Genomic DNA, 21479 nt, shown 5'->3' with positions numbered 1-21479 from the left:
ACGCCTGGCACGCTCCCCCACCGCCTCAAGGGCGTGGGAGGTACCCCCACTCGCCGCACCGGGCGAAAGCCCACGTACGTCCGGTCCGTCAACGGGGTCTTCCGCCCGGCACGCCGAGAGCACGCACCAGACGCCGCGGGGCCTCCCTTCGGGCGACGACAGGAATTTGACGACAGGCCCTGGCCGCCTTCGCGAATTCCGGGTTCCCCGGACGACGCGGGACGGGAATCCTGTCGTCCGCGCGGCCTCTCCCCCACACTGGTTCGGATCCCGCGGAGGGGAGCCGTATGAACGCCGAGCCCGAGCAGCGGACTTCCGCTCCCCGACGTCGTGAACTGGACGTCCTCCGGACGCTCGTGGTACTGGGTCTGGTCTTCTTCCATGCCGCCCTGGTGTTCGACCCCAGGGACGACTTCTACGTCAAGAACGCGGACACGACCGAAGCCGTCACCGTCCTGGCGGGCCTGGCGGTGGTGTGGGCGATGCCCATGTTGTTCCTCGTCGCCGGTCTCGGTGCCCGGCACTCCATCCGCCGCCGCGGCACGGGGCGCTTCGCCCGTGAACGCCTGCTGCGCCTGGGCGTTCCGCTGGTGTTCGTCACGGTCGTCCTCAATCCCCTCCCCCAGTGGCTGCGGGCGCGGGCAGCCGATCCCGGCCACCACGAGTCGTACTGGAGCTTCTGGCCCCGCTTCCTCACCGTCCACCTGGACCTCGGTGACTTCCCGTTCCTCCTCGACGGGGACCACTTCGACACGGGGCACCTGTGGTTCGTCGTCCTCCTGCTCACCTTCTGTCTGCTCCTCGCCCCCCTCGCCGCCCTCCTCCCGGCCGGCACCGACGGTGCGGGTATGGCGGTGGCGCGCCGCCCGTGGCTGCTCCTGCTGCCCGCGCTGCCGCTCGCCGCGGTCAACTCCCTGCTCGGCATGGAGGAGGGGTACGCGGGCTGGAACCGCTGGGCGTATCTGATCTTCTTCCTCTGCGGCTACGCCCTCGCCGACGACGACCAGGTCCGCACCGTCCTGCGCCGCCTCGCGCTGCCGGTGGGCGTGCTCGGGCTCGTCCTGTTCGCCGCCACCGCGCCCGGCTTCCTCTCCGGCGACGACCCGTTCACCGCACGGACCGGGACCGCGATGGCCACGCGGGCCCTCTTCGGTGCGGCCGGGTGGTGCTGGGTGACCGCCATCCTCGGGTTCCTCGACCGGCCACGCGAACCGGGCGCGTCCGCCCTCGACCGGCACGGGCGCGGACGGGACCTGCTCGCGTACTTCGCCGTCGCCGCGCTGCCGCTGTACGTGCTGCACCAGCCCGTCGTGGTCGCCTTCGCGTACGGAGTGGTGGGGTGGTCCGCACCGATCGTGGTCAAGTACGTGGTCATCGTGACCGCTTCCCTGGCCGTGCTCCTCCCCGTCTACGAATTCGCGGTGCGCAGAACCCGTGTGACGCGCTTTCTGTTCGGCATGCGCCCCGAGCCCAGCTCCGTGCGGCCCCGAACCACCTGACCCACCGCTGACCCGTCACCAACGAGGGGTGGGTGCCCGCGATTCCGGCCGGCGCCACGACAGCCACAGGGCGACCGCTTCCGCGATGGGCTGCCCCGTCTCCAGTTCGACGAAGCCGAACTGCCCGCCCTGGTTGCACTCCAGGAACCACCACACCCCGTCCTCGTCCTCGGCGAAGTCGAAGGCGGCGTACGCGAGACCGGCGAGGGACAGGTACTCCAGCGCCGACGTGGTGATGCGGTCGGGCACCGGGACGGCCTCCCAGCCGTACTCGGTATCGCCGTAGCGGCCGTCGATCTGACCGGGGGCGGCCCGCTTACGAGCGGCGAACAGACGGTCGCCTACGCAGGTCAGGCGGATGTCGGCCCTCTTTGGTACGTACCGCTGCAGCAGCGCGGGGCCGGCGGCCACCGCGCCGAAGTCGATGCCGGGCCCGATCAGCGTCGTCGGCAGGGCGACGGCGGGGTCGTCGGGCGGCGGGCCCGAGGCCGACTTCACGACCACGTCCCGGTGCAGCTCGGCGAACTGCTCGGCCACCCTCGGTGCCGTGGTGAAGACGGTCGGCGGTACGGCGAAGCCGCTGAAGTGGGCGACCCTCAACTGCCATGGTTTGTGCCGCGCCTGGTCGGCGTTGCCCGGGTGGTTCATCCACGCGGGCGAGGCCGAGTAGAGCATGCCGTAGAGCGCCTGCCGCGTCTCGGCGGTCAGCCAGGCGGACGGCTGGGCCGCGTGGGCGGCGGGGTCGCCCGGCCTGCGCACCCACACGGAGCGCAGGCCGCCCATGCTCAGCACATGCCCGTTGACCGACAGATGGCCGTCGAAGTCGCCGTGTGCGTAGTCCGCCGACAGCACGGCCTTACCCGGGATGTCGGCCGGATCGAGGCGCATCACCGGCGCGCCCAGCCTGTTGAGCTCCGCCACCACCATGTCGGCGGTGACGTCCTGCTCCGACGTGAGGATCAGTACGGTCACGGGCGGCGGCTGTCAGTCGTCGAAGTGTGTCTGGGAGCCCGCCGTGGACGTCGTGGTGCCGACCGCGAGCAGGAGGTCCCGGTCGGCGACGGCGGGACGGCCGTCGCCGAGCACGTTCAGCTGCAACGAAGCGTCGAAGCTGTAGGGCTCCACCACGATCGGCAGGGCTCTGGGCCGGACGTAGTTCAAGGTGAACGGTCGCAAGGCGAACCTCCCAGGTCGAACGATGTCTGTACGCATTCCTTAACGTCCGTATCTCGTAAGGAATTCATCACTTTCCGCCACATCAGGGTGAAGGTCATCACATCAACCTCGGGGCTCGTTTTTGCGTCCGCCCCCTGTGGGCACGGGTCCTGAGGCGCCGTCAGAGATGCGGAATGCATGCCGTTCACGACCCCGGCGCATGGTGGTGAAGGTCAGGCACGGCGTGAAAGGCTCGCCCCGCACGGTCACCGTCAGGGGTCGGTGACGTACGGGATCGGCACAGGAGAGGCGGCGGCATGCGCATCGGACTGCTCGGTACAGGACCGTGGGCCGACATGGCTCATGCCCCGGCGTTGAGCGGGCATCCCGGACTGGACTTCGTGGGGGTGTGGGGCCGGCGCGCGGAGGCGGCCGAGGAACTGGCCGGCCGGCACGGCACACGGGCGTACGAGGACATCGACGCGCTGCTCGCCGAGGTGGACGCGGTCGCGGTCGCGCTGCCTCCGTCCGTACAGGCCCCGCTCGCCGTGCGTGCCGCGCGGGCGCGGTGCCATCTGCTGCTGGACAAGCCCGTCGCGACCAGCGTCGAGGAGGGGCGGGCCGTCGTCGAGGCGGCCCGCGGGACCGGGGTTTCCTCGGTCGTGTTCTTCACCTCGCGTTTCCAGACGGCGACAGAGGCCTGGATCACCGAACAGGCGGCCATGGACGGCTGGTTCACGGCGCGGGCGGAGTGGCTCGGCTCGGTGTTCACCAGCGACAGTCCGTTCGGTGCGTCGCCGTGGCGCCGGGAGAAGGGAGGACTGTGGGACGTCGGTCCGCACGCCCTGTCGCTGCTGCTGCCGGTGCTCGGCGACGTCGCGCGGGTGGCGGCCGCCGCACGCGGCCCGGAGGACACCGTCCATCTGGTCCTCGAACACGCGGGCGGGGCGTCGAGCACTCTGACCCTCGGCCTCACGGCTCCGCCGGCGGCCGCCGGGGCCACGGTGGAGCTGCGCGGCAAGGCCGGAGTCACGGTTCTGCCCCCGTCCTCCGAAGGGGCGGTGGAGGCTCTCAAGCGGGCCGCCGACGCCCTCCTCTCCGCCGTCGAGAGCGGCCGCCCGCACGACTGCGACGCCGCCTTCGGCCTGCGGGTGACGGAGATACTCGCCGAGGCCGAGGGACAGTTGGGCGGTGCGGGCGAGTAGCGCTGACCACGCGTACCTTCTCGTTCCCTACGACACCGCGCCGCAACTCGGCCGCTACGAGGGCTGGTCGACACGCACCGTGGTGACGGATGCTGTGGCCGCACTCGTTCATGTCACACACGACGGCGAAGGAGGCTGCCCGGTGCTGGCTGTGGCTGTGGGGGATCCGGTCCGTTGACTTCCTCCCCCTCGTGAACGAGGGGGAATCCTACGGCTCGCGCCGTGGGGCTTTCTGCTTCATCGCCGACTGCCCGCCCGGAGTTCCCCGTTGAGGTCTAACACCGGCTCCACAGACAGACACCGCCAGCCCGGCGGCCAGAAGGTTCTCCGCCGCGTTCACGTCCCGGTCGTGGGTCGTGCCACAAAGGCCGCACGTCCAGGTACGGACGTTCAGCGGCATCGCCTCGGCGAGGCTGCCGCAGGCGGAGCACAGCCTGGACGAGGGAAAGAAGCCGTCCACCGCGATCACTTCCCGCCCGTACCAGTCGGCCTTGTACTCCAGCATGCTGCGGAACTCGGCCCATGCGGCATCCGAGATGGCGCGGGCCAGGTTCCGGTTTTTGACCATGTTGCGTACGGTCAGGTCCTCGATCACGAGCGTTTGGTTTTCGCGCACGAGTCGAGTGGTCAGCTTGTGCAGGTGGTCCCGCCTGCGGTCGGTGATCCGGGCGTGGATCTTCGCGACCCGCTCACGGGCCTTGCGCCGGTTGGCGCCATCGCCCTTGGCCTTGCGGGACAGCTGCCGCTGAGCCTTCGCCAGACGCTCGCGGTCGCGGCGCTCGTGCCGGGGGTTGGCGATCTTCTCCCCGCTGGAGAGGGTCAGCAGGTGGTCCAGGCCGACGTCGATGCCGACTGCCGTACCGGCAGCCGAGAGCGGCTTCACGGACGGGTCCTCGCACAGCATCGAGACGAACCAGCGTCCGGCGCTGTCCCGGCTGACGGTCACCGTGGTCGGCACCGCCCCCTCGGGCAGGGGACGCGACCAGACGATATCGAGCGGGTCGGCCATCTTCGCCAGCATCAGACGGCCATCGCGCAAGCGAAACGCCGACGAGGTGTACTCCGCGCTCGCACGGGACTTCTTCTTCGCCTTGAAGCGCGGGTACTTGGCGCGTTTGGCGAAGAAGTTCGCGAAGGCCGTCTGCAGGTGCCGCAGTGCCTGCTAGGACACCTCGCCCAGGTAGGCCAGTTCCTCGGTCTTCTTCCACGCCGTCAGCATCGCCGAGGTCCGGTTGTAGTTGACCCGCTCCTGCCGCGCCCACGCCTCGGTACGGGCCGCGAGCGCCATGTTGTAGACCTTCCGCACACATCCGAACGTGCGCGACAGCTCGGCTGCCTGCGCATCTGTCGGATAGAAGCGGTACTTGAAAGCCCGCTTCACGTGAGCGGCCATGACTCACAAACCAGCACAGCAACGTGTGAGCATCTGCTGACAGTTGGTCACAGACGCCGATCCGCCCAGAGGGTCAATCGGCTCTCCCTGCCCTGCTCCGCAGGAGTCCGTTTCCTTCCCCGCCTGAAGGCGGGGGTATCCACGGAGGAATCCAGATGAGCGATGCCGAGGACGACGCGCGGAAGATCGACAGGGGGCGCCCCCACCCGGGTTGTCCGGTCCGCCGGGCGGACGACGGGTCGTGGCAGGTGCACGGTTATACGGCCGCACGCTCGGTGCTGCGCAGTTCCGGGACCGTGCAGGCCGGGCTGGGCATCGAGACCGTGGAGAAACTGCCACCGAACGTCCGCCGCCCGGTGCTGTACCGGGACGGCCCCGAACACCGGGAACACCGGCGGCAGACCGCGCGCTTCTTCACCCCGCGCCGGGTGGACGAGCACTACCGCGAGCTCATGGAGCGCATCGCGGAGCAGCAGTTGGAGACGCTGCGTACGAAGGGCGAGGCACAACTGGCCGACCTCGGCTTCGGCATGGCCATCGGAGTGGTGAGCGAGATCGTCGGCCTGCGGTACAGCAGGCCGGGCATCCGCCGACGGCTGGAGCGCTTCTTCCCGGAGAAGTTCGGTAAACCGGGTCTGACCAGTGCGCGGGGCATCTACTGGTTCTTCCGGCAGAACACCAACTGGCTCCGTATCTACCTCGCCGACGTCCGCCCCGCCATCCGCGCGCACCGGCGCCGCGCACACGACGATCTGATCTCGCATCTGATCGACGAGGGCTGCACGGACGCCGAGATCCTCGGCGAGTGCCTCACCTTCGCCGCCGCCGGAATGGTCACCACGCGGGAGTTCATCTCCGTGGCCGCGTGGCACCTGTTCAGCGACGCGGAGCTGCTCGGACGTTACCGGGCCGCGGACGAGGCAGGACGCCTCGCTGTCCTCCACGAGATCCTGCGGCTGGAGCCCGTGGTCGGCAGGCTGCGCCGCCGGGCAACGGCCGAACTGCGGGTGCCTTCGGCCGACGGGCCCGTTCTCGTGCGGCCCGGCGAGTTCGTCGACATCTTCCTCGACGACGCCAACACCGATGCGGACGTGGTGGGTTACCGGCCATTGCGGGTCCAGCCGGGCCGGGACCTGGCGGAGGGCCCCGGCGCGGCGGGCCTGTCCTTCGGCGACGGCGCGCACCGCTGTCCCGGGGCGGTCGTCGCGATCCAGGAGGCCGACATCCTTCTCACTCGTCTCTTCGCTCTGGACGGCGTCCGGATGACGGCACAACCACGTATCTCCTTCAAGGACGACATCGGGGGTTACGAGATCCGTGGCCTGACGGTGGCGCTGGGCGGGGCCTGACCGGGACCTGACCGGGGTCAGCGCGTCTTGGCGAAGAACTCGCGTACGTCGCCGACGAGGAGGTCCGGTGCCTCCATGGCGAGGAAGTGTCCGCCGGGGTCGAGTTCGGTCCACCGGACGACGTTGTGGTCGCGCTCGGCCCGGCGGCGGACGGTCACGTCGTGGGTGGAGGAGCATGGGCGCGATGCCCGAACTGCCGCTTACCTTGCACACATTCCTTGACCGCGCGATCACTGCGCTATACGGCCGGTGGGGTGGAGAAACCGAAACCCGGCAGCGACGGCACGACCAGGTGGAAGGCGACCGCCGGGTCATCGCCGTGGGCGCGGGAATCGACGCGCTACGGGCCGGGTAGCCGCTCGCTCTTCCGGTCCGGTCTCACGGGGCCCGGGCCCAGGGTCGCGTCAGGAGCTCGTCAGGATGACGAGTTGCCGGGTGGCCCGGGTCATCGCGACATAGCGGTCGACGGCTCCTTCGACACCCTCACCGAACTCCTCCGGGTCGACGAGGACGACCAGGTCGAACTCAAGCCCCTTCGACAGCTCCGGGGTCAGCGACCGGACGCGGGACGTCGTCCGGAACGTGGGATCGCCGATCACGCAGGCGATCCCGTCGGCATGCTCGGCGAGCCAGGCGTCGAGGATCGAGCTCAGATCCGAAGCGGATCCGTGTACGACGGGGACGTCGCCACTGCGGATGGAGGTCGGCACGTTGGCGTCCGGGAGCACGGCCCTGATGACCGGTTCGGCTTCCGCCATGATCTCTTCCGGCGTCCGGTAGTTGATGCTCAGGGAGGCCAGATTGATCCGGTCGAGCCCGATCCGATCGAGCCGTTCCTGCCACGACTCCGTGAACCCGTGCCTGGCCTGGGCGCGGTCCCCGACGATGGTGAAACTCCGGGACGGGCACCGGAGCAGCAGCATCTGCCACTCCGCGTCGGTCAGTTCCTGCGCCTCGTCCACGACGATGTGCGCGAACGGCCCGGCGAGCAGGTCCGGATCGAGGACGGACAGTTCCGACTCGTCCACCAGGCTGACCTGGGCGTCCTCGCCACGCAGCATCCTCACCAGGCCTTCGCCCTCGTCACCGTCGGCGCCGGAGTCGGCTGCGGCCTGGATGAGGTTGTCGACGACCTGCGTCATGCGTGCGCGCTGGGCGGCGAGGACGGCCTCGTGGCGGCGCTTGCGCCGTGCCGCCTCCGGGTCGCCGAGCCGCTGCCGTGCCGCGTCCAGGAGCGGCAGGTCGGACACCGTCCAGGCCTGGGGATCCGCGCGCTGGAGCCGCTGAACGTCGTCGCGGCTGAGCCACGGAGCGCACATCCGCAGGTAGGCGGGGACCGACCACAGGTCGCCGACGAGGTCGGCCGCTTCCAGTAGCGGCCACGCGCGGTTGAAGGCCGTGAGCAGCTCCCTGTTCTGCGTCAGCGATCTGCGGAGCAGGTCGGGCGAGACGTCGCCGTCGACCGCCGCGTCGTCGTCGTGCTTGTCCACCAGGATCGTGAGCAGGTCCTCCCAGACCTGGTCGCGCGCCTCGTTGTGCGGAGTGCCGGGTTCCGCCGCTTCGAAGGCGATGGCCCAGTCGTCGGCGCTCAGCCGGATGTCGGACCAGTGGGTGGTGATAGCCATCCCCTCGGTGGGCGGCTCCTCGTAGAACCTGACGGCCTTCTCGATCGCCTTCACGAGGTCCGCGGACGACTTCAGGCGGGCCACGTCCGGGTCGGCCTCGACCGTCGCCTCGGCTCCCTCGGCGACGAGGTCCCGCAGGGTGCAGATCTGCACGCCCTCCTCTCCGAGGCTGGGGAGGACGTCGGCGACGTAGGCCAGGTAGGGCCGGTGCGGACCGACGAACAGCACGCCGCCCCGGCGGTGACCGAGACGCGGGTCGGAGTGGAGGAGGTAGGCGGAGCGGTGCAGAGCGACGACGGTCTTGCCCGTACCCGGACCGCCGTCGACGACGAGAGCGCCGCGGGATCCCGCGCGGATGATGGCGTCCTGGTCGGCCTGGATGGTGCCGAGCACGTCTCGCATCCTTGGTGACCGGTCGCTGCCCAGGCTGGCGATGAAGGCGGACTGGTCGTCCAGCGCGGCGTGCCCGGTGAAACCGTCCGAGGTGAACACCTCGTCCCAGTAGTCGCTGATCCGGCCGCCGGTCCAGCGATACCTGCGACGGCTCGCCAGACCCATCGGGTTGGCGTGGGTGGCTCCGAAGAACGGCTCGGCCGCCGGGGAGCGCCAGTCGACCAGCAGCCGACGCCCCGTACTGTCCGTGAGGCCGAGTCGTCCGACGTACACGGGCTCGGAGTCGTCCGCGCCGACCACGTGGCCGAGGCACAGGTCCAGACCGAAGCGACGCAGTGTGCGCAGGCGAGCGGTCAGCCGGTGGATCTCCACGTCCCGGTCCATCGCCTGCTGGCCCATGCCGCCGGGCGCCCTGCGCTGGGCGTCGAGGCGTTCGGACAGTTCGGCGATCGTCTGCGCGAGGCACTCCGCGATGGCCGCGAAGTGCTGCTCGTCGTCGGCGATCAGCTTCGGGTCGGCCTTGGGGGCGAGGCGGTCGGGAAGGTCGAACGCGCTGGTGGTCAGGGGTTCCATGTCATCAGTTCCGATCTGAGGCCGCTCGCGGCCATGGCGTGCGGCACGGCGTCCGGACCGGCGTGCCGAGCCTGGGGGCCATGACGGGCGGCGCTCCGCCTGAGGTGGCCCCGGGCCGTTGTCGGTTCAGATCGCCAGGGTGTGCGGGTTCTCGTGTTCCGGGTCCTGGCTCGACAGTCCCGCGTGGCTCACGCGGGCACTGGCGGCCTTTCGCGGCTGATCTCGAACAGCAGCTGCGCGGCCACCGTCGCCCCGTCGGTGCGGACCATGCCGGCCACGGCGGTCGCTCGTGCGCGGGACTCGGGGGTCAGGGCCGTCCTGAGCGCGGCCGACAGGGACTCGAAGGTCGGCGTCGGACCGTCGTGAGCCGCGCCGATGCCCAGGTCGGCAACCCGGCCGGCCCAGTACGGCTGGTCCGTGCCCTGGGGTACCACCACCTGGGACGCGCCGGCCCGCGTGGCCGTCGTCGTGGTGCCCGCCCCACCGTGGTGCACGACGGCGGCCACCCGGCTGAACAGCGCCTGCTGGTTGACCTCGCCGACGACGAAGCAGTCGTCCCGGTCGTCGATCAGGGCCAGGTCGGCCCAGCCGCGGGCGACGACCGCGCGGCGGCCCTGCGCGCGGACCGCCTCGATGGCCACCCGGGCGACGTCCGTCGAGGTGTGCATGGGCATGCTGCCGAAGCCCACGTACACCGGTGGTGTGCCGGCGTCCAGGAACGCCACCAACTCGGCCGGGAGCGGCTGAAGGTCGGGCAGGATCCACGCGCCGGTCTGGACGACGTCGAAGTCCGGCGTCTCCTGGCACGGGTCCAGGACCGGGTCCGTCGCCAGCCACGGCCGGTCGCCGATGACGTAGTCGCGGACGTTGTCCACCGGTGGCAGGCCGTGCGCCGCCCGGTTCGTGTTGAGCGCCTCGCCGAACAGCGCGTTGATGCTCTGGGCGTCCAGGTCCCACAGCACCCGGTTGTCGGTCACCTCCGGCGGGAACGGCCGGCCCGGATACGCCAACGGCGCGTGGTGCGGCGACGGCAGGGTGAGCTGCTGGAAGGTCACGGACACGGAGGGGATGCCCAGCTTCTCGGCCACCGATCGAGCGCCGGCTGCGGCCGGCATCACGCCGGTCGCCACCAGCACGTCGCATCCCTCGGCCGCCGCGGTGACCGCGTCGAACTGGTGGGCGATCAGCTGGGCCGCGCGCTCGGGCAGCGACGACGGCGGCGGCGCCGCGGTCGTCAGTGCGCGCGCCGACGGGCCGACCGGCACCAGCGGCACGCCGACCCCGGCCAACCGCTGCGCGAAGTCCTCGTCCGGTGGCGCGCACACCCGCACCTCCGCACCGAGTGCCCGCAACCGCTCGGCGAGTCCCGCCAGCGGTTCGACGTCTCCGCGCGACCCATACGTCGACAGCACCACACGCACTTCGCAACACCCATTTCCGTAGGTTGTGGCTTCGGCCGGTGATTCTGCGGCACGACCCGGGTCTTGCGGCAAGCCCCCCAGTGCGCTATAAGTTGAGAGTGGCAAGGAATGGGTGTTCTCCTTGCCCTCTTTTTTTGCCCTGTTTTGTCCGCTGTGCATGGGCAGCCCCCTCGCGAAGGGGCGGCGCGCCGCGAACTCAGCTCCTCAGTTTCTCCGCCGTCTTCCGCCGTCAGTCGAAGCGCACCGGCAGCGCGGTCAGGCCGCGGAGCAGCGTGCTGGTTCGCCAGGCGAGTGCCGTCGGGTCGGTGGCGAGCCTGAGCGTGGGGCGGTGGGCCAGGAGCAGGCGCAGAGCCACGGTCGCCTCGACGCGGGCCAGGGGCGCGCCGAGGCAGTGGTGCAGGCCGTGCCCGAATCCGAGGTGTGCCGGCCCCTCCCGCCGTATGTCGAAACGGTCGGGCTCGGGGAAGTGCAGGGGGTCGCGGGAAGCCGCGGCGAGCGAGATCAGCACGGGGTCGCCTGCCGGAATGCGCGTGCCCGCGAGGTCCAGCGCTTCGGCCGCGAAACGGAACGCGGCCGCGTGGACGGGTGAGTTGTAGCGCAGGGACTCCTCGACCGTGGCCGCCGTGAGGCGTGGATCGGCGCGGAGGAGGGCGAACTGGTCGGGGTGCGCCAGCAGGACGTGGACGGTTGAGGAGATCAGGTTGACCGTCGTCTCATGGCCGGCGACGAGGATGAGGAAGGCCATGCCGAGCAGTTCCTCGGCGGTGAGGTGCGCGGGAGCCGGGCGGGCCGTCCCGTCGTGAAGCGCGCTGTCGTGGGGTGCGCGGGCGCCGGCGTCGGCCGCGTTTTCCCCGGCAGCCGCGACGAGACCGCCGAGCAGGTCGGCGTCCGGTGCTCCCGGGTCACGTACGACCGCGTCGTGCTTGGCCTCGATGAGGTCGGTCAGGTAGGCCGTCAGGGCTGCCGCGGCCGAGGTCGCCACCTCGGGCGAGGTGGGCATGACGAGTTCGTTGGACCAGGTGTGGAAGCGGGCGCGATCAGGATCGGGGACCCCCAGCACGTCGCAGATCACGGTGACCGGCAGCGGCAGCGCGTACCGGCTCACCAGGTCCACCGGCCCGCGTTCCGGGAGCGCGTCGAGCAGATCACCAGCCACGGATTCGATCCGCGGGCGCAGCGCGGCGATCCGTCCGGCGGTGAAGTGCGCCGCGACGAGACGTCGCAGCCGGGTGTGCTGCGGCGGGTCGGTCTGGAGCATGTTGCGCCCGATGGCGTGGCCGCCGTCGCTGCGCCAGGACGCGGAGTGCCGGATGTCGTTGCGCAGGCGCGGGTCGGTCAGTGCGGCACGGGCCGCGTCACGCGTGACGACCAGCCAGCACTCACCGCTTCCGGGTACGAGGGCGCGGTGTACGGGACCTTTGGCGCGCAGGGCGGCGTAGACGGGATACGGGTCCGCGGCCAGGTCGTGGCCCACGGGGGCCAGGTCCTGCAGGGTGGGCGCTGTCATGCTGCTTCCCTTTCGGTGCCGGTCTCTTGGTTGGCGGGATGCCGGAAGGCTGTGCCGATGGCCGTGACGGCGTCGACGGCCACGGTCCGCGGCGCGTGCCCGACCCCGGCGACGGGGCCGCCGCAGGCTCCCCCCAGAAAACGGGGAGCACACCCCATTTCATGTCCTGACGGTAGCATCTCTTCCGGGGAGCACTCCCCGATGACAGGGAGAGCTTCCCGGCAGGACGGAGGGCGAGAATGACGGTCGGCACCGGCAGTGCCAACACCGCGAGGACGCCGGGGCGGCGGCGCGACGCGCGACGCAACCGGGAGCTGTTGATCGAGGCGGCACACGAGGTGTTCTCCGAGCAGGGGCTCGAAGCACCGCTGGACGTGATCGCCCGCCGGGCAGGGATCGGCAACGCCACTCTGTACCGGCACTTCCCCAGCCGCCCGGCCCTCGTCGACGCCGTGTTCCGCGATGTACTGAGGGACACCATGACCGTCGGTGAGGAAGCACGGGCCGTCGAGGACGCCTGGGCGGGCCTGACCGGCTACCTGGAGGCCGTCTTCTCGGTCCTGGCCGCCGACCGCGGCACGAACGACCTGATGACCACGCATCTGGAGGGCGTCGACGCGCTACAGTCGGTGCACGCCCACAACCGGGAGACGATCGAGCTGCTGCTGAGCCGTGGCCGCGACCAGGGGACCGTCCGCGCGGACGTCACCACGGAGGACGTCCTGTTCTCCCTTGCCGCTCTCGGCCGGGCTGTCCCGGCCCTCGCCTCGGCGGCCGCCCCGGACGCCTGGCGCCGCCCCCTCACCCTGCTCCTCGACGGGCTGCGCGCCTCGCCGGCCGCGTCCCCCTCCCTCCCCTCGCTCACCACTCCCCAACTCGGAGATGTCCTGCGGGGGTTGGGCCCACACCGTGCACCCCGTGGGCCGGTGGCAGGTCCGGCCTGAGGACGGAGAGCACCCGTCGCGGACCTCCGGCGTGCGCAACCCCGGCCGAGGTAGGAGCGTGGTGGTGTGAGTCGGGTGCGTACCGAGCGGTTGCGCCGGAACCCGGACCGGGACCGGGACCGGCGGAGCTGGTTGCGCGGCGCCGCGCCACCGCCGATATGGGTGCGGGTGCTGCCGGTCGCCCTGCTGGGGGTCGTGTGCGCGGCGACGCTGGCGAGCCGCGAACCGCTCGACATCGGGTTCCTGCTCGGTGCCATCCCGCCGCTGGCCGTGCTGTCGTACGGGCCCGCGGCCACCGCGATCCTCGGCGCCCTGGTGATCGGCCTGTTTCACGTGCCCGCCCTGCAACTGAACCGCCCGGGCAACAGCGATCTGCTGACCCTCGTCTTCGTCGCCGTGCTGAGCGTGTTCGTGGCCTTCGTGCGCAGCCACCGCGACGCCCAGCTGGTCACCGTGCGCACCGTCGCCGAGGCCGCCCAGCGGGCCGTCGTGCCGCCGCTGCCGGAGCGGGTGGGGCCGGTGCGGTGTACGGGCCTGTACCGGGCGGCGCAGCGCGGGACACTCGTCGGCGGTGACTTCTTCGACGTGCGCGACGGCCCGTACGGTGTCCGGGCGGTGATGGGTGACGTTCAGGGGCACGGTCTGTCGGCCGTCGCCACGGTCGCGTCACTACTGGGGGCGTTCCGGGAGTCGGTCCTCGACCAGCGTGACCTGGAGTCGGTCGCGGCCCACCTGGACCGCAGGCTGGTGGTGGACTCCGCAGCCGTACAGCACGCCGAGCTGTTCGCGACGGGCATGCTGCTCGAATTCTCCGCCGACGCCCACACGGTGCGGATCGTGGCCTGCGGTCACCCGCCGCCGCTGCTGATGCGCGACGGGCACGCCACCGAGCTGGCGGTCGCACCGGGGCTGCCGTTCGGGCTCGGCCTGGGCGACGGCCCCCCGGCGGAGGAGCTCTCGGTGGAACTGCGGCCCGGTGACCGTCTGTTCCTGGCCTCCGACGGCGTCCTGGAGGCCAGGGACGAGAGCGGTGCCTTCTATCCCTTGGTCAGCCGGATCGCCTCCCTCGACGATGGGGACCCGGCGACGCTGACCGAGCGCGTCTGGGCCGATCTGGTCCGCCACTGCGGCGTCATCCGGGACGACGCGACGATGCTCGTCCTCACGCCCGACCACGCGGGCCCCGCGGACCCCGCGGACCTCACGAATGGCCATTGATCACACCAGGCACGGCCACGAAACGGGGCGACGGGCGACGGGCGACGGGAAAAGCGGGAGTCGGTGACTGCTGCAGAAGACACGTCCGGCATCAGCCCCTTAACACCCCATCCGTCACTCCAGCATCCCGGACACCATGCGGGCGGTGGCGGGTGATGCTGTCGAGACCGTTGACATGTACGCACCTCGACGACAGTCTGAGAGCGCTCTCAACAGGTACGGACCAACCCCCCACTACGGCTCTCGTACAGGAGGCGGAGAGTGCAGATCGGACGACACAAGCACCGGACCCTGGCCATCACCGCGGCGATCGGTATGGCCCTCACGCTGGCCCTCGGCACACCCGGGACGGGGCCACCCGCCCATGCCGCGGTCCCCGACACCATCCCCCTGAAGATCACCAACAGTTCGGGCCGGAGCGAACCGGTCTACGTCTACAACCTCGGCACCCAGCTCTCGACCGGCAGGCAGGGCTGGGCCGACGCGAACGGTGTGTTCCACGCGTGGCCCGCCGGCGGCAACCCGCCCACGCCGGCACCGGACGCCTCGATCACCGGTCCGGCCGCGGGGCAGTCGACGACGATCCAGGTGCCCAAGTTCTCGGGGCGGATCTATTTCTCGTACGGGCGGAAACTCGACTTCAGGCTGACGACCGGCGGACTTGTGCAGCCGGCCGTGCAGAACCCGAGCGACCCGAACCGCGACATCCTCTTCAACTGGTCCGAGTACACCCTCAACGACTCGGGGCTGTGGCTCAACAGCACCCAGGTCGACATGGTCTCCGCGCCCTACGCGGTCGGCGTGCAGCGCGCCGACGGCAGCACGGCCACCACCGGCCACCTCAAGCCGGGCGGCTACAACGGTTTCTTCAACGCGTTGCGGAACCAGCAGGGCGGCTGGGGCAACCTGATCCAGACCCGCTCCGACGGCACTGTCCTGCGCGCACTCTCCCCGCTCTACGGGCTGGAGACCGGTGCCCTGCCGAGGGCCGTGATGGACGACTACATCAACCGTGTCTGGCAGAAGTACGCCACGACGACGCTGACGGTCACGCCGTTCACCGACCAGCCCGGCACGAAGTACTCCGGCCGGGTGTCGGGCGACGTCATGAACTTCACCAACGGTGCCGGAGCCGTGGTCACCACCTTCCAGAAGCCCGACGCGGACAGCGTCTTCGGCTGCCACAAGCTGCTCGACGCCCCGAACGACGCCGTGCGCGGCCCGATCTCCCGCACCCTGTGCGCGGGCTTCAACCGCTCCACCCTCCTCACCAACCCCAACCAGCCCGACGCCACCTCGGCCGACTTCTACAAGGACGGGGTGACCAACCACTACGCCCGCGCGATCCACGCCCAGATGGCCGACGGCAAGGCGTACGCCTTCGCCTTCGACGACGTCGGCAACCACGAGTCGCTCGTGCACGACGGCAGCCCGCGGGAGGCGTACCTCACGCTGGACCCGCTGAACTGAGTACCCTCCATGGCATGCGGATCTCCGTTTCCTCGGACATGGACGAACCCGTGGCGCGCCTCCTGCTCGCAGAACTGCGGGGGCGCGGCCACGAGGTGGTGGCGCACGGGGCGCTGAGCCCCGACGACGACCCCCAGTGGGCGGCCTGCTCGGAGGCGGCCGCCCGCGAGGTCGCTTCCGGCAGGTCGGACCAGGCGGTCGTGTGCTGCTGGACCGGCACGGGCGCGTCTATCGCCGCGAACAAGGTGCCGGGGGTCCGGGCGGCCCTGTGCACGGACGCGTACACGGCGGACGGCGCACGCCGCTGGAACGACGCCAATGTGCTCGCGCTCAGTCTCCGGCTGACGTCCGAGCCACTGCTCAAGGAGATCCTCGACGCCTGGTTCGCCGCCGAGGCCAGCGAGGACGCCGACGACCGGGCGAACGTGGACCGCGTCGGACGCCTGGACACCGGCCGGACCGCTCCCTAGCCGGCGAGGGCATCCGCGTCGAAGCCGGCGTCCGCGAGGACCGCGGCCGCCGCTCCCCGCCCGACCTGCGCGAGGCCGACGAGCAGGTCGTCGCAGTCGATGAGATCGGAACCTCCCGCTTCGGAGCGCGCCTCCGCGAGCGCGATCGCCTTGCGGGAGTAAGGCGTCCACGCGATCCGCTCAGCCGCCTGGGAGGCGCCCATGCTCAGCCGGGCGGCCACGGCCTCGTGGACGCGCTCGGGCGGGACTCCGGCGTCCCGCAGTAGCCGGGTGGCGCTGTTGTCCTCCACCGTGAGCCCCCACAGGAGGTGCTCGGTGCCGATGTAGTTGTTGCGGTTCTGCACGGCCGCCCGCTTGACGTGCGCCATCGTCGCGCGGAGGGCTTCCGTCATCGTCTCGGGGCTGTAGCGCTTGTGGGGGGCGTGGAAGCGCTGCTGCACGGCCTGCCGGGTCACTCCGAGGGCCGCGCCGATGTCCGTCCACGAAGAGCCGTGCATACGGCAGTGCTCGACGTAGTCCTCGACCAAGTCGTCCGCCAGCGACTGGAGTTGGCCCGATATTTGCGCGGCCGCCGTCAACAGGGCAAGCCAGTCGGGTTGTTCCTGTCCGCCGGGGCGGTGCGCCGTGGCACAGGTCCGGTCCACTTCGGCGATGAGGTCGTCAAGATCCGGGAGAGGCATAACGCAAGTACGCCTTGACAGTTCGGAATTGTCAAGGCGTACTTGCCTTCACCGCAGACCTCCCTCGGGGTGCTTCAGGGCTTGTAGGCCACTCCCCCGTACACGTCCGTCGGCGTCGGGCTCGTGCCGGGCTCCGGGCGCCACAGAGGGCAGGAGACGATGCCGGGGTCGAGGAGCTCCAGGCCCTCGTAGTACGCGGCGAGCTGCGCCGGGCTGCGCAGGACGTACGGGACGGCGCCGGTGTCGTCGTAGCCGTCCTGGGCGCGCTTCAGTTCCTCGTCGGTGTTCGTGCTGTCGTAGTGCACGAAGTAGCTGCCCGAGGGGAGCGCCGCCTGGAGGCGGCTGACGATCGACTTGGCCTTCTCGTAGTCCTGGATGTGACCGAGGATGCCCATGAGCATCAGGGCGACGGGCTTGCCGAAGTCCAGGATCCTGCCCGCCGATTCGAGGATGGCCTCCGGGTCGTGCAGGTCGGCGTCGACGTAGTCGGTGACGCCCTCGGGGGTGCTGGTGAGCAGGGCCTGGGCATGGCGCAGGACGAGGGGGTCGTTGTCGACGTAGACGATGCGGGACTCGGGGGCGACCTTCTGGGCGACCTCGTGGGTGTTGTCGTACGTGGGCAGCCCCGTGCCGATGTCGAGGAACTGGCGGATGCCCCGTTCGCGGGCCACGAAGGTGACCGTGCGGATCAGATAGGTGCGCGAGGCCCTGGCCATCGTTTCGATGTTGGGGGCGATCTCGCGATAGGCGTCACCCGCGACGCGGTCGACCTCGTAGTTGTCCTTGCCGCCCATCCAGTAGTTCCAGATGCGGGCCGAGTGCGGCACCGTGGTGTCGATCTTCGACAGGGCTTCCTGGTCAGGGGTGGGGCGGCCGTCTGTCATGGGGGGTCTCCTGCCTCGCATCGCGGTCGTCGCCAACTTACCGTCAACTGCCGTGCATATCCTGACCGTTGGTACTCCTGGGCCGGGCGGACACGGATGGGGCGCGCCGTCCGGCTCGACGGCGCCGCTTCCGACGTCCAGTGTCACCACGGGCACATGCTGGGCCAGGGTCAGGAACACGCGGGCGTATGCCGCCGTCGCGTCGGCCGTCTCCGCGCCGTGCCGCTGCTCGCACCCGGCGGGCGGCGACGCCGTGAGGTGGAGCATGGCTCCGTCGCGCTCGGCCACGGCCTCGGCGAAGTCGAGGGCCTGGATCCAGGTCACCCGGGAGTGCCCCCGGCGCAACGGTCCGTAGACGAGTTCCCTGATGATGCTGCCGTCGACGACGAGCCGGCCCGGAGCGGCCAGGAGTTCGCGGTAGGGCAGGGCCGGATCGAGGTGGTGCAGGGTCGCCGGCATGCGACGGACCAGGAAGCCGAGGCGGGCGAGCTCGGCGACGAGGGCGTCCCTGCGGGCACCTTCGTGGCCCTCGACGATCACGGTCCGGTACTGGGTGAGGAGGGGCGGCAGGGTCATCCCCGTCCCTCGGGCGAGCCATCGGGAGAGCCAGGGATGCGAACTCGCCCGCCGAGCGGCACCGCTCGTCTCCGGTCGCGAGGCGACGTACGCATGCCGCTCCCTTCGAGTGATGCGGGGCGGGGGGGCAACTCTCACAGTGTGGGAGGCGCTTCCGTACCAGGGGGAGTGCGCGGGCGGGTTGTCCGGTTGTGCGGGCGTAGTGGCTTCGACGGCCGTTTCGACGCCCGCACCGGACTGGGTCAGGCGATCAGGAAGTCCGCCTGGCCCGCCTTCGCTCCCTCCAGGAACGAGATCATCTCGTCCCGTGAGTAGACCAGCGCGGGGCCGGTCGGGTCCGTGGACTGCCGGAAGGCGACGCTGCCGTCGGGCAGTCGCTTGGCCTCGACGCAGGAACCACCGTTCGTGCCGCTCCAGGGCTTGTGCCAGCCCTCGGTGCCGAGGTCGCGGGCGGGCATGCCGTTGTAGATGGGGCCGTCGGTTGCCATGTCACAGCTCCTTACGCAGTGCTGCCAGGATGTCCCTGGTACGGGAGACCGGTTCCGCCTGCACGGACATCCGGTCCAGTACTTCCAGGTAGGTGACGACGTCGGCGGGCTGGTCGACGTACTGGGAGCCCGCGAGGCTTTCGGTGTAGACGATGTCCGGAAGTTCGGAGAACCCGAACCGGAAGTAGTGGAAGGGGCCGAAGGCTCCCGGATGGGGTCCTGCGGCAAAGCGCATGATCTGGATCCTGACCCTCGGGCTCGCCAGCATCTCGGTCATGCGATCGATCTGGGCCCGCATCACCTCGGGGCCGCCGACGGGCCGGCGCAGCACCGTCTCGTCGAGGATGGCCCAGATGGCGGGTGCCTCCGGTTTGGCCAGCAGGTCCTGGCGCCGCAGGCGCAGCGAGACCCGGCGTGCGATGTCCTCCTCGGTCGCGTTCGGGAAGCCGACGCGCATGAGCGCGGCGGCATAGTCCGGGGTCTGCAACAGGCCGGGGACGTACTGGGGTTCGTAGAGCCGGATGACCGCGGCTTCGCTCTCCAGGCTGACGTAGGCGCTGAACCATTCCGGCAGTACGTCGCGGTACTTGTACCACCAGCCCGGCTGGTTGGCCTCACGGGCGAGGGAGACGAAGTCCTCGATCTCCGTGGCGGAGACCCCGTAGGTGCGTAGCAGCTCCTTCACGTAGGGGATGCGGAGTCCGACCTCGGCCTTCTCCATGCGTCGGACCGTCAGGGCGGTGACCTCGATGGCCCGTGCCGCCTCCTCGAAGGACACTCCGGCCTGTTCACGCAGCTGCCTGAGCCGCTTGCCGAGCACCATGCGCAGGACGGTGGGGGCCGCCGGGGCGCCGCCTCCTGAGCGGGTCTCACTCACGTGCTGCCTCCCAGGACGGGATTCACAGCGTGCAGTGTGCCACGCCATCCGTTGACACCGACAGGTCCTTGCGGTTCATTCTGAAATTATCAGAACGCTGGTTGCGAGCTGAGTCTGTCGGCCACCATAGTGATCGAGTGACCTGGCGCACATGCGCGGCAGCGTCACTCGAACTCGTCCGGCCCGCCCGGGAGTTGGCGCCTGAAGCGGGTACGGGTCAACCCGCGCGCCGACATGAAGCGAGACCTGGATGGCCGCCGTGACGAACGGACAACCGAGAAACGCAGGAAAGGGTGCCAAGGACTCTGGCGGCCCCAACAAGGCGTTGGCGGCAACCCTCAAGGAGGCCGGGTGCTCCTACGCCTCGCTCGCGCTCCGGGTCAACGAACTGGGCCGCTGTCAGGGCGCGGACACCAACTACGACAAGGCGTCCGTCACACGCTGGCTCCAGGGCCAGCAGCCCCGCGGCAACACCCCGGAGGTCATCGCGGCGGTCCTCGGCGAACGGCTGGGCCGCCCGCTGACGCCCGCGGACCTCGGTTTCCCGCTCGACGGCGGGCGCCCGGTCGCGGGGCGGGCGCTGGTGTACGGAGACAACGTGGCGGAGACACTGCACACCCTGGTCGAACTCGGTTCCACCGACATCTCCCGGCGCACCCTGCTCGGCGCGGTGCCCTTCGTGCCGGGCGCCCTGATGAGCCCTCAACGGGCCTGGCTGCTCTGGCTGGTGGAGAGCGAGGAGGCCCCGGCCCGGCTCGCGTCCGTGTCGGATGCCGGGCCGGTGGAGCAGGTCCACGCGATGATCGCCCTGTTCGACGAGATGGACAACCACTACGGCGGCGGCGGGGTGCGCACGAGCATCGTGCAGTACCTGTCGGCCGAGGTCGTCCCGATGCTGCAGCAGCGCGGCACGACCGAGCAGCAGCGGCGGGAGCTGTTCGCCGCGGGGGCCCGGCTCGCGGCGATGGCGGGCTGGAGCTCGTACGACGCCGGGGAGTACGGCCTGGCCCAGCGCTATATGACGCAGGCGCTGCGGCTGTGCGCGGAGGGCCGCGACCGTGTACTGGGCGGGCAGATCCTGGCGGGTCTGTCCCACCTGGCGACCAGCCTGGGCCGGCCCGACGAGGGGGTGGCGCTGGCCCGGGCCGGTATCGCCACCGCGCGCGACGCCGGCAGCCCGCTCGGGCTGATGCGCCTGTACGCCATGTCCGCGCGCGGTCACGCGGCGCTCGGCCGGCCGCGCGAGACCACCGAGGCGCTGCGCGCCGCCGAGAAGCAGCTCGACGCGAGCCGCGGGGCCGCGCAGGAGTCGCCGTGGGTCCGTTTCCTCGACCACCACTACCTGCAGGCCGAGTCCGCCGTGTGCTTCCGCGATCTGGGCCTGGCCGCGCAGGCCGAGCAGACCGCGAGCGAGTCCGTGCGCGCGCACGCCGACCGGCGCCGGCGCCAGGCCATCAGCCGGTCGGTGCTGGCGACGGCGCACCTCCAGCAGAACCGCCTGGACGAGGCCGTCGCCACGGCCACCGAAGCGCTCGACGCGCTGAGTGGTGTCCACAGCGAACGGTCGATCCAGGCCCTGCGTGACTTCCGCGGGCGGCTGGCGTCCCGCCGCGACGAGCCGCTTGTGCGGGAGTTCGAGCTGAGGTCGCGGCCGGTGTTGGGGGTGGCGGCCTGAACACCGCGCGTGAGTGCTCCCACAGCCCCGGTTCACCATGGCGGCGAACGTACAGGTCACGCCACTACGTGCCCGCA

The 21479-nt window shown here is 70.7% G+C and carries 18 protein-coding genes and 1 pseudogene; 8 read left to right on the top strand and 11 right to left on the bottom strand.

Translation table 11 applies throughout. The features are described 5' to 3' along the window. Positions 1–287: 287 nt before the first annotated feature. Positions 288–1499, top strand: a complete 1212-nt coding sequence (locus tag E0500_RS40925; protein ID WP_131566973.1) for an acyltransferase — start codon at positions 288–290, stop codon at positions 1497–1499. A 15-nt stretch (positions 1500–1514) separates the two neighbouring features. On the opposite strand, the gene E0500_RS40920 is transcribed toward E0500_RS40925, so the two are convergent. Further along, on the bottom strand, positions 1515–2471 hold the full coding sequence (locus E0500_RS40920) for an MvdC/MvdD family ATP grasp protein (protein WP_181587392.1): 957 nt from the start codon (positions 2469–2471) through the stop codon (positions 1515–1517). Between the two features lie 12 nt (positions 2472–2483). Next, on the bottom strand, positions 2484–2675 hold the full coding sequence (gene tgmA / locus E0500_RS40915) for a putative ATP-grasp-modified RiPP (RefSeq protein ID WP_131566970.1): 192 nt from the start codon (positions 2673–2675) through the stop codon (positions 2484–2486). A 296-nt stretch (positions 2676–2971) separates the two neighbouring features. Here tgmA and E0500_RS40910 point away from each other — a divergent pair, with 296 nt between their 5' ends. Beyond that, positions 2972–3859, top strand: coding sequence for a Gfo/Idh/MocA family protein (locus E0500_RS40910; RefSeq protein ID WP_131566967.1), 888 nt, complete (start codon positions 2972–2974; stop codon positions 3857–3859). Positions 3860–4067: 208 nt separating this feature from the next. Here the strand turns inward: E0500_RS40910 and E0500_RS40905 are convergent. Continuing rightward, positions 4068–5252 (bottom strand): annotated as a pseudogene (locus tag E0500_RS40905) (RNA-guided endonuclease InsQ/TnpB family protein). A 155-nt stretch (positions 5253–5407) separates the two neighbouring features. On the opposite strand from E0500_RS40905, the gene E0500_RS40900 reads away from it, so the two are divergent. Beyond that, complete coding sequence (locus E0500_RS40900; RefSeq protein WP_131566964.1) at positions 5408–6601, top strand: cytochrome P450; 1194 nt, start codon at positions 5408–5410, stop codon at positions 6599–6601. A gap of 17 nt (positions 6602–6618) precedes the next feature. Here the strand turns inward: E0500_RS40900 and E0500_RS40895 are convergent, their stop codons facing one another. The 4 genes from E0500_RS40895 to E0500_RS40880 all read right to left on the bottom strand — a co-directional run bounded on the left by E0500_RS40895 (position 6619) and on the right by E0500_RS40880 (position 12120). Then, a complete protein-coding gene (locus E0500_RS40895; RefSeq protein ID WP_399120887.1) occupies positions 6619–6759 on the bottom strand; it encodes a hypothetical protein in 141 nt (46 codons plus the stop codon). Between the two features lie 246 nt (positions 6760–7005). Next, the gene (helR, locus tag E0500_RS40890; RefSeq protein ID WP_131566961.1) at positions 7006–9192 is read right to left on the bottom strand and encodes an RNA polymerase recycling motor ATPase HelR; all 2187 of its coding nucleotides are present in this window, start codon (positions 9190–9192) and stop codon (positions 7006–7008) included. A gap of 188 nt (positions 9193–9380) precedes the next feature. After that, on the bottom strand, positions 9381–10607 hold the full coding sequence (locus tag E0500_RS40885; protein ID WP_309505338.1) for a glycosyltransferase: 1227 nt from the start codon (positions 10605–10607) through the stop codon (positions 9381–9383). Positions 10608–10842: 235 nt separating this feature from the next. Further along, complete coding sequence (locus E0500_RS40880; RefSeq protein WP_131566953.1) at positions 10843–12120, bottom strand: cytochrome P450; 1278 nt, start codon at positions 12118–12120, stop codon at positions 10843–10845. A gap of 239 nt (positions 12121–12359) precedes the next feature. On the opposite strand from E0500_RS40880, the gene E0500_RS40875 reads away from it, so the two are divergent. The 4 genes from E0500_RS40875 (at position 12360) to E0500_RS40860 (ending at position 16222) form a co-directional block, all read left to right on the top strand. Continuing rightward, complete coding sequence (locus E0500_RS40875; protein WP_181587391.1) at positions 12360–13064, top strand: TetR/AcrR family transcriptional regulator; 705 nt, start codon at positions 12360–12362, stop codon at positions 13062–13064. Between the two features lie 66 nt (positions 13065–13130). After that, entirely contained in the window at positions 13131–14282 is a 1152-nt protein-coding gene (locus tag E0500_RS40870; protein ID WP_309505310.1) for a PP2C family protein-serine/threonine phosphatase, read from the top strand. A 315-nt stretch (positions 14283–14597) separates the two neighbouring features. Further along, a complete protein-coding gene (locus E0500_RS40865) occupies positions 14598–15752 on the top strand; it encodes a glycoside hydrolase family 64 protein (protein WP_131561135.1) in 1155 nt (384 codons plus the stop codon). A 14-nt stretch (positions 15753–15766) separates the two neighbouring features. Beyond that, positions 15767–16222 carry an RpiB/LacA/LacB family sugar-phosphate isomerase gene (locus E0500_RS40860; RefSeq protein ID WP_131561122.1) on the top strand — a complete coding sequence of 152 codons (456 nt, stop codon included), beginning with the start codon at positions 15767–15769 and terminating at the stop codon, positions 16220–16222. On the opposite strand, the gene E0500_RS40855 is transcribed toward E0500_RS40860, so the two are convergent. The 4 genes from E0500_RS40855 to E0500_RS40840 form a co-directional block, all read right to left on the bottom strand. Beyond that, positions 16219–16902: a Clp protease N-terminal domain-containing protein gene (locus tag E0500_RS40855; RefSeq protein WP_131561120.1), complete on the bottom strand. Its 684-nt coding sequence runs from the start codon at positions 16900–16902 to the stop codon at positions 16219–16221. The two genes, E0500_RS40860 and E0500_RS40855, sit on opposite strands and share 4 nt — an antisense overlap. 74 nt (positions 16903–16976) lie before the next feature. Further along, entirely contained in the window at positions 16977–17786 is an 810-nt protein-coding gene (locus E0500_RS40850; RefSeq protein WP_131561133.1) for an SAM-dependent methyltransferase, read from the bottom strand. A gap of 818 nt (positions 17787–18604) precedes the next feature. Next, positions 18605–18850 (bottom strand): DUF397 domain-containing protein, encoded by a 246-nt coding sequence (locus E0500_RS40845; RefSeq protein WP_131561118.1) that lies wholly within the window; start codon positions 18848–18850, stop codon positions 18605–18607. A 1-nt stretch (position 18851) separates the two neighbouring features. Further along, entirely contained in the window at positions 18852–19673 is an 822-nt protein-coding gene (locus E0500_RS40840; protein WP_131561131.1) for a helix-turn-helix transcriptional regulator, read from the bottom strand. Between the two features lie 304 nt (positions 19674–19977). Here E0500_RS40840 and E0500_RS40835 point away from each other — a divergent pair, with 304 nt between their 5' ends. After that, positions 19978–21402, top strand: a complete 1425-nt coding sequence (locus E0500_RS40835) for a hypothetical protein (RefSeq protein ID WP_131561116.1) — start codon at positions 19978–19980, stop codon at positions 21400–21402. Positions 21403–21479 lie beyond the last annotated feature (77 nt).

It is taken from the genome of Streptomyces sp. KM273126 (assembly GCF_004337435.2).
Classification (GTDB): domain Bacteria; phylum Actinomycetota; class Actinomycetes; order Streptomycetales; family Streptomycetaceae; genus Streptomyces; species Streptomyces acidicola.
Note: the sequence above shows the minus strand (reverse complement) of the source record. Positions and strands in the feature narration are given on the sequence as shown.

What these genes read in the sequence shown, in the direction of transcription:
- E0500_RS40925 (WP_131566973.1), top strand. Translation starts at nt 288, where the DNA reads ATGAACGCCGAGCCCGAGCAGCGGACTTCCGCTCCCCGACGTCGTGAA.
- E0500_RS40910 (WP_131566967.1), top strand. Translation starts at nt 2,972, where the DNA reads ATGCGCATCGGACTGCTCGGTACAGGACCGTGGGCCGACATGGCTCAT.
- E0500_RS40900 (WP_131566964.1), top strand. Translation starts at nt 5,408, where the DNA reads ATGAGCGATGCCGAGGACGACGCGCGGAAGATCGACAGGGGGCGCCCC.
- helR (WP_131566961.1), bottom strand. Translation starts at nt 9,192, where the DNA reads ATGGAACCCCTGACCACCAGCGCGTTCGACCTTCCCGACCGCCTCGCC.
- E0500_RS40880 (WP_131566953.1), bottom strand. Translation starts at nt 12,120, where the DNA reads ATGACAGCGCCCACCCTGCAGGACCTGGCCCCCGTGGGCCACGACCTG.
- E0500_RS40875 (WP_181587391.1), top strand. Translation starts at nt 12,360, where the DNA reads ATGACGGTCGGCACCGGCAGTGCCAACACCGCGAGGACGCCGGGGCGG.
- E0500_RS40865 (WP_131561135.1), top strand. Translation starts at nt 14,598, where the DNA reads ATGGCCCTCACGCTGGCCCTCGGCACACCCGGGACGGGGCCACCCGCC.
- E0500_RS40860 (WP_131561122.1), top strand. Translation starts at nt 15,767, where the DNA reads ATGCGGATCTCCGTTTCCTCGGACATGGACGAACCCGTGGCGCGCCTC.
- E0500_RS40855 (WP_131561120.1), bottom strand. Translation starts at nt 16,902, where the DNA reads ATGCCTCTCCCGGATCTTGACGACCTCATCGCCGAAGTGGACCGGACC.
- E0500_RS40850 (WP_131561133.1), bottom strand. Translation starts at nt 17,786, where the DNA reads ATGACAGACGGCCGCCCCACCCCTGACCAGGAAGCCCTGTCGAAGATC.
- E0500_RS40845 (WP_131561118.1), bottom strand. Translation starts at nt 18,850, where the DNA reads ATGGCAACCGACGGCCCCATCTACAACGGCATGCCCGCCCGCGACCTC.
- E0500_RS40840 (WP_131561131.1), bottom strand. Translation starts at nt 19,673, where the DNA reads ATGGTGCTCGGCAAGCGGCTCAGGCAGCTGCGTGAACAGGCCGGAGTG.
- E0500_RS40835 (WP_131561116.1), top strand. Translation starts at nt 19,978, where the DNA reads ATGGCCGCCGTGACGAACGGACAACCGAGAAACGCAGGAAAGGGTGCC.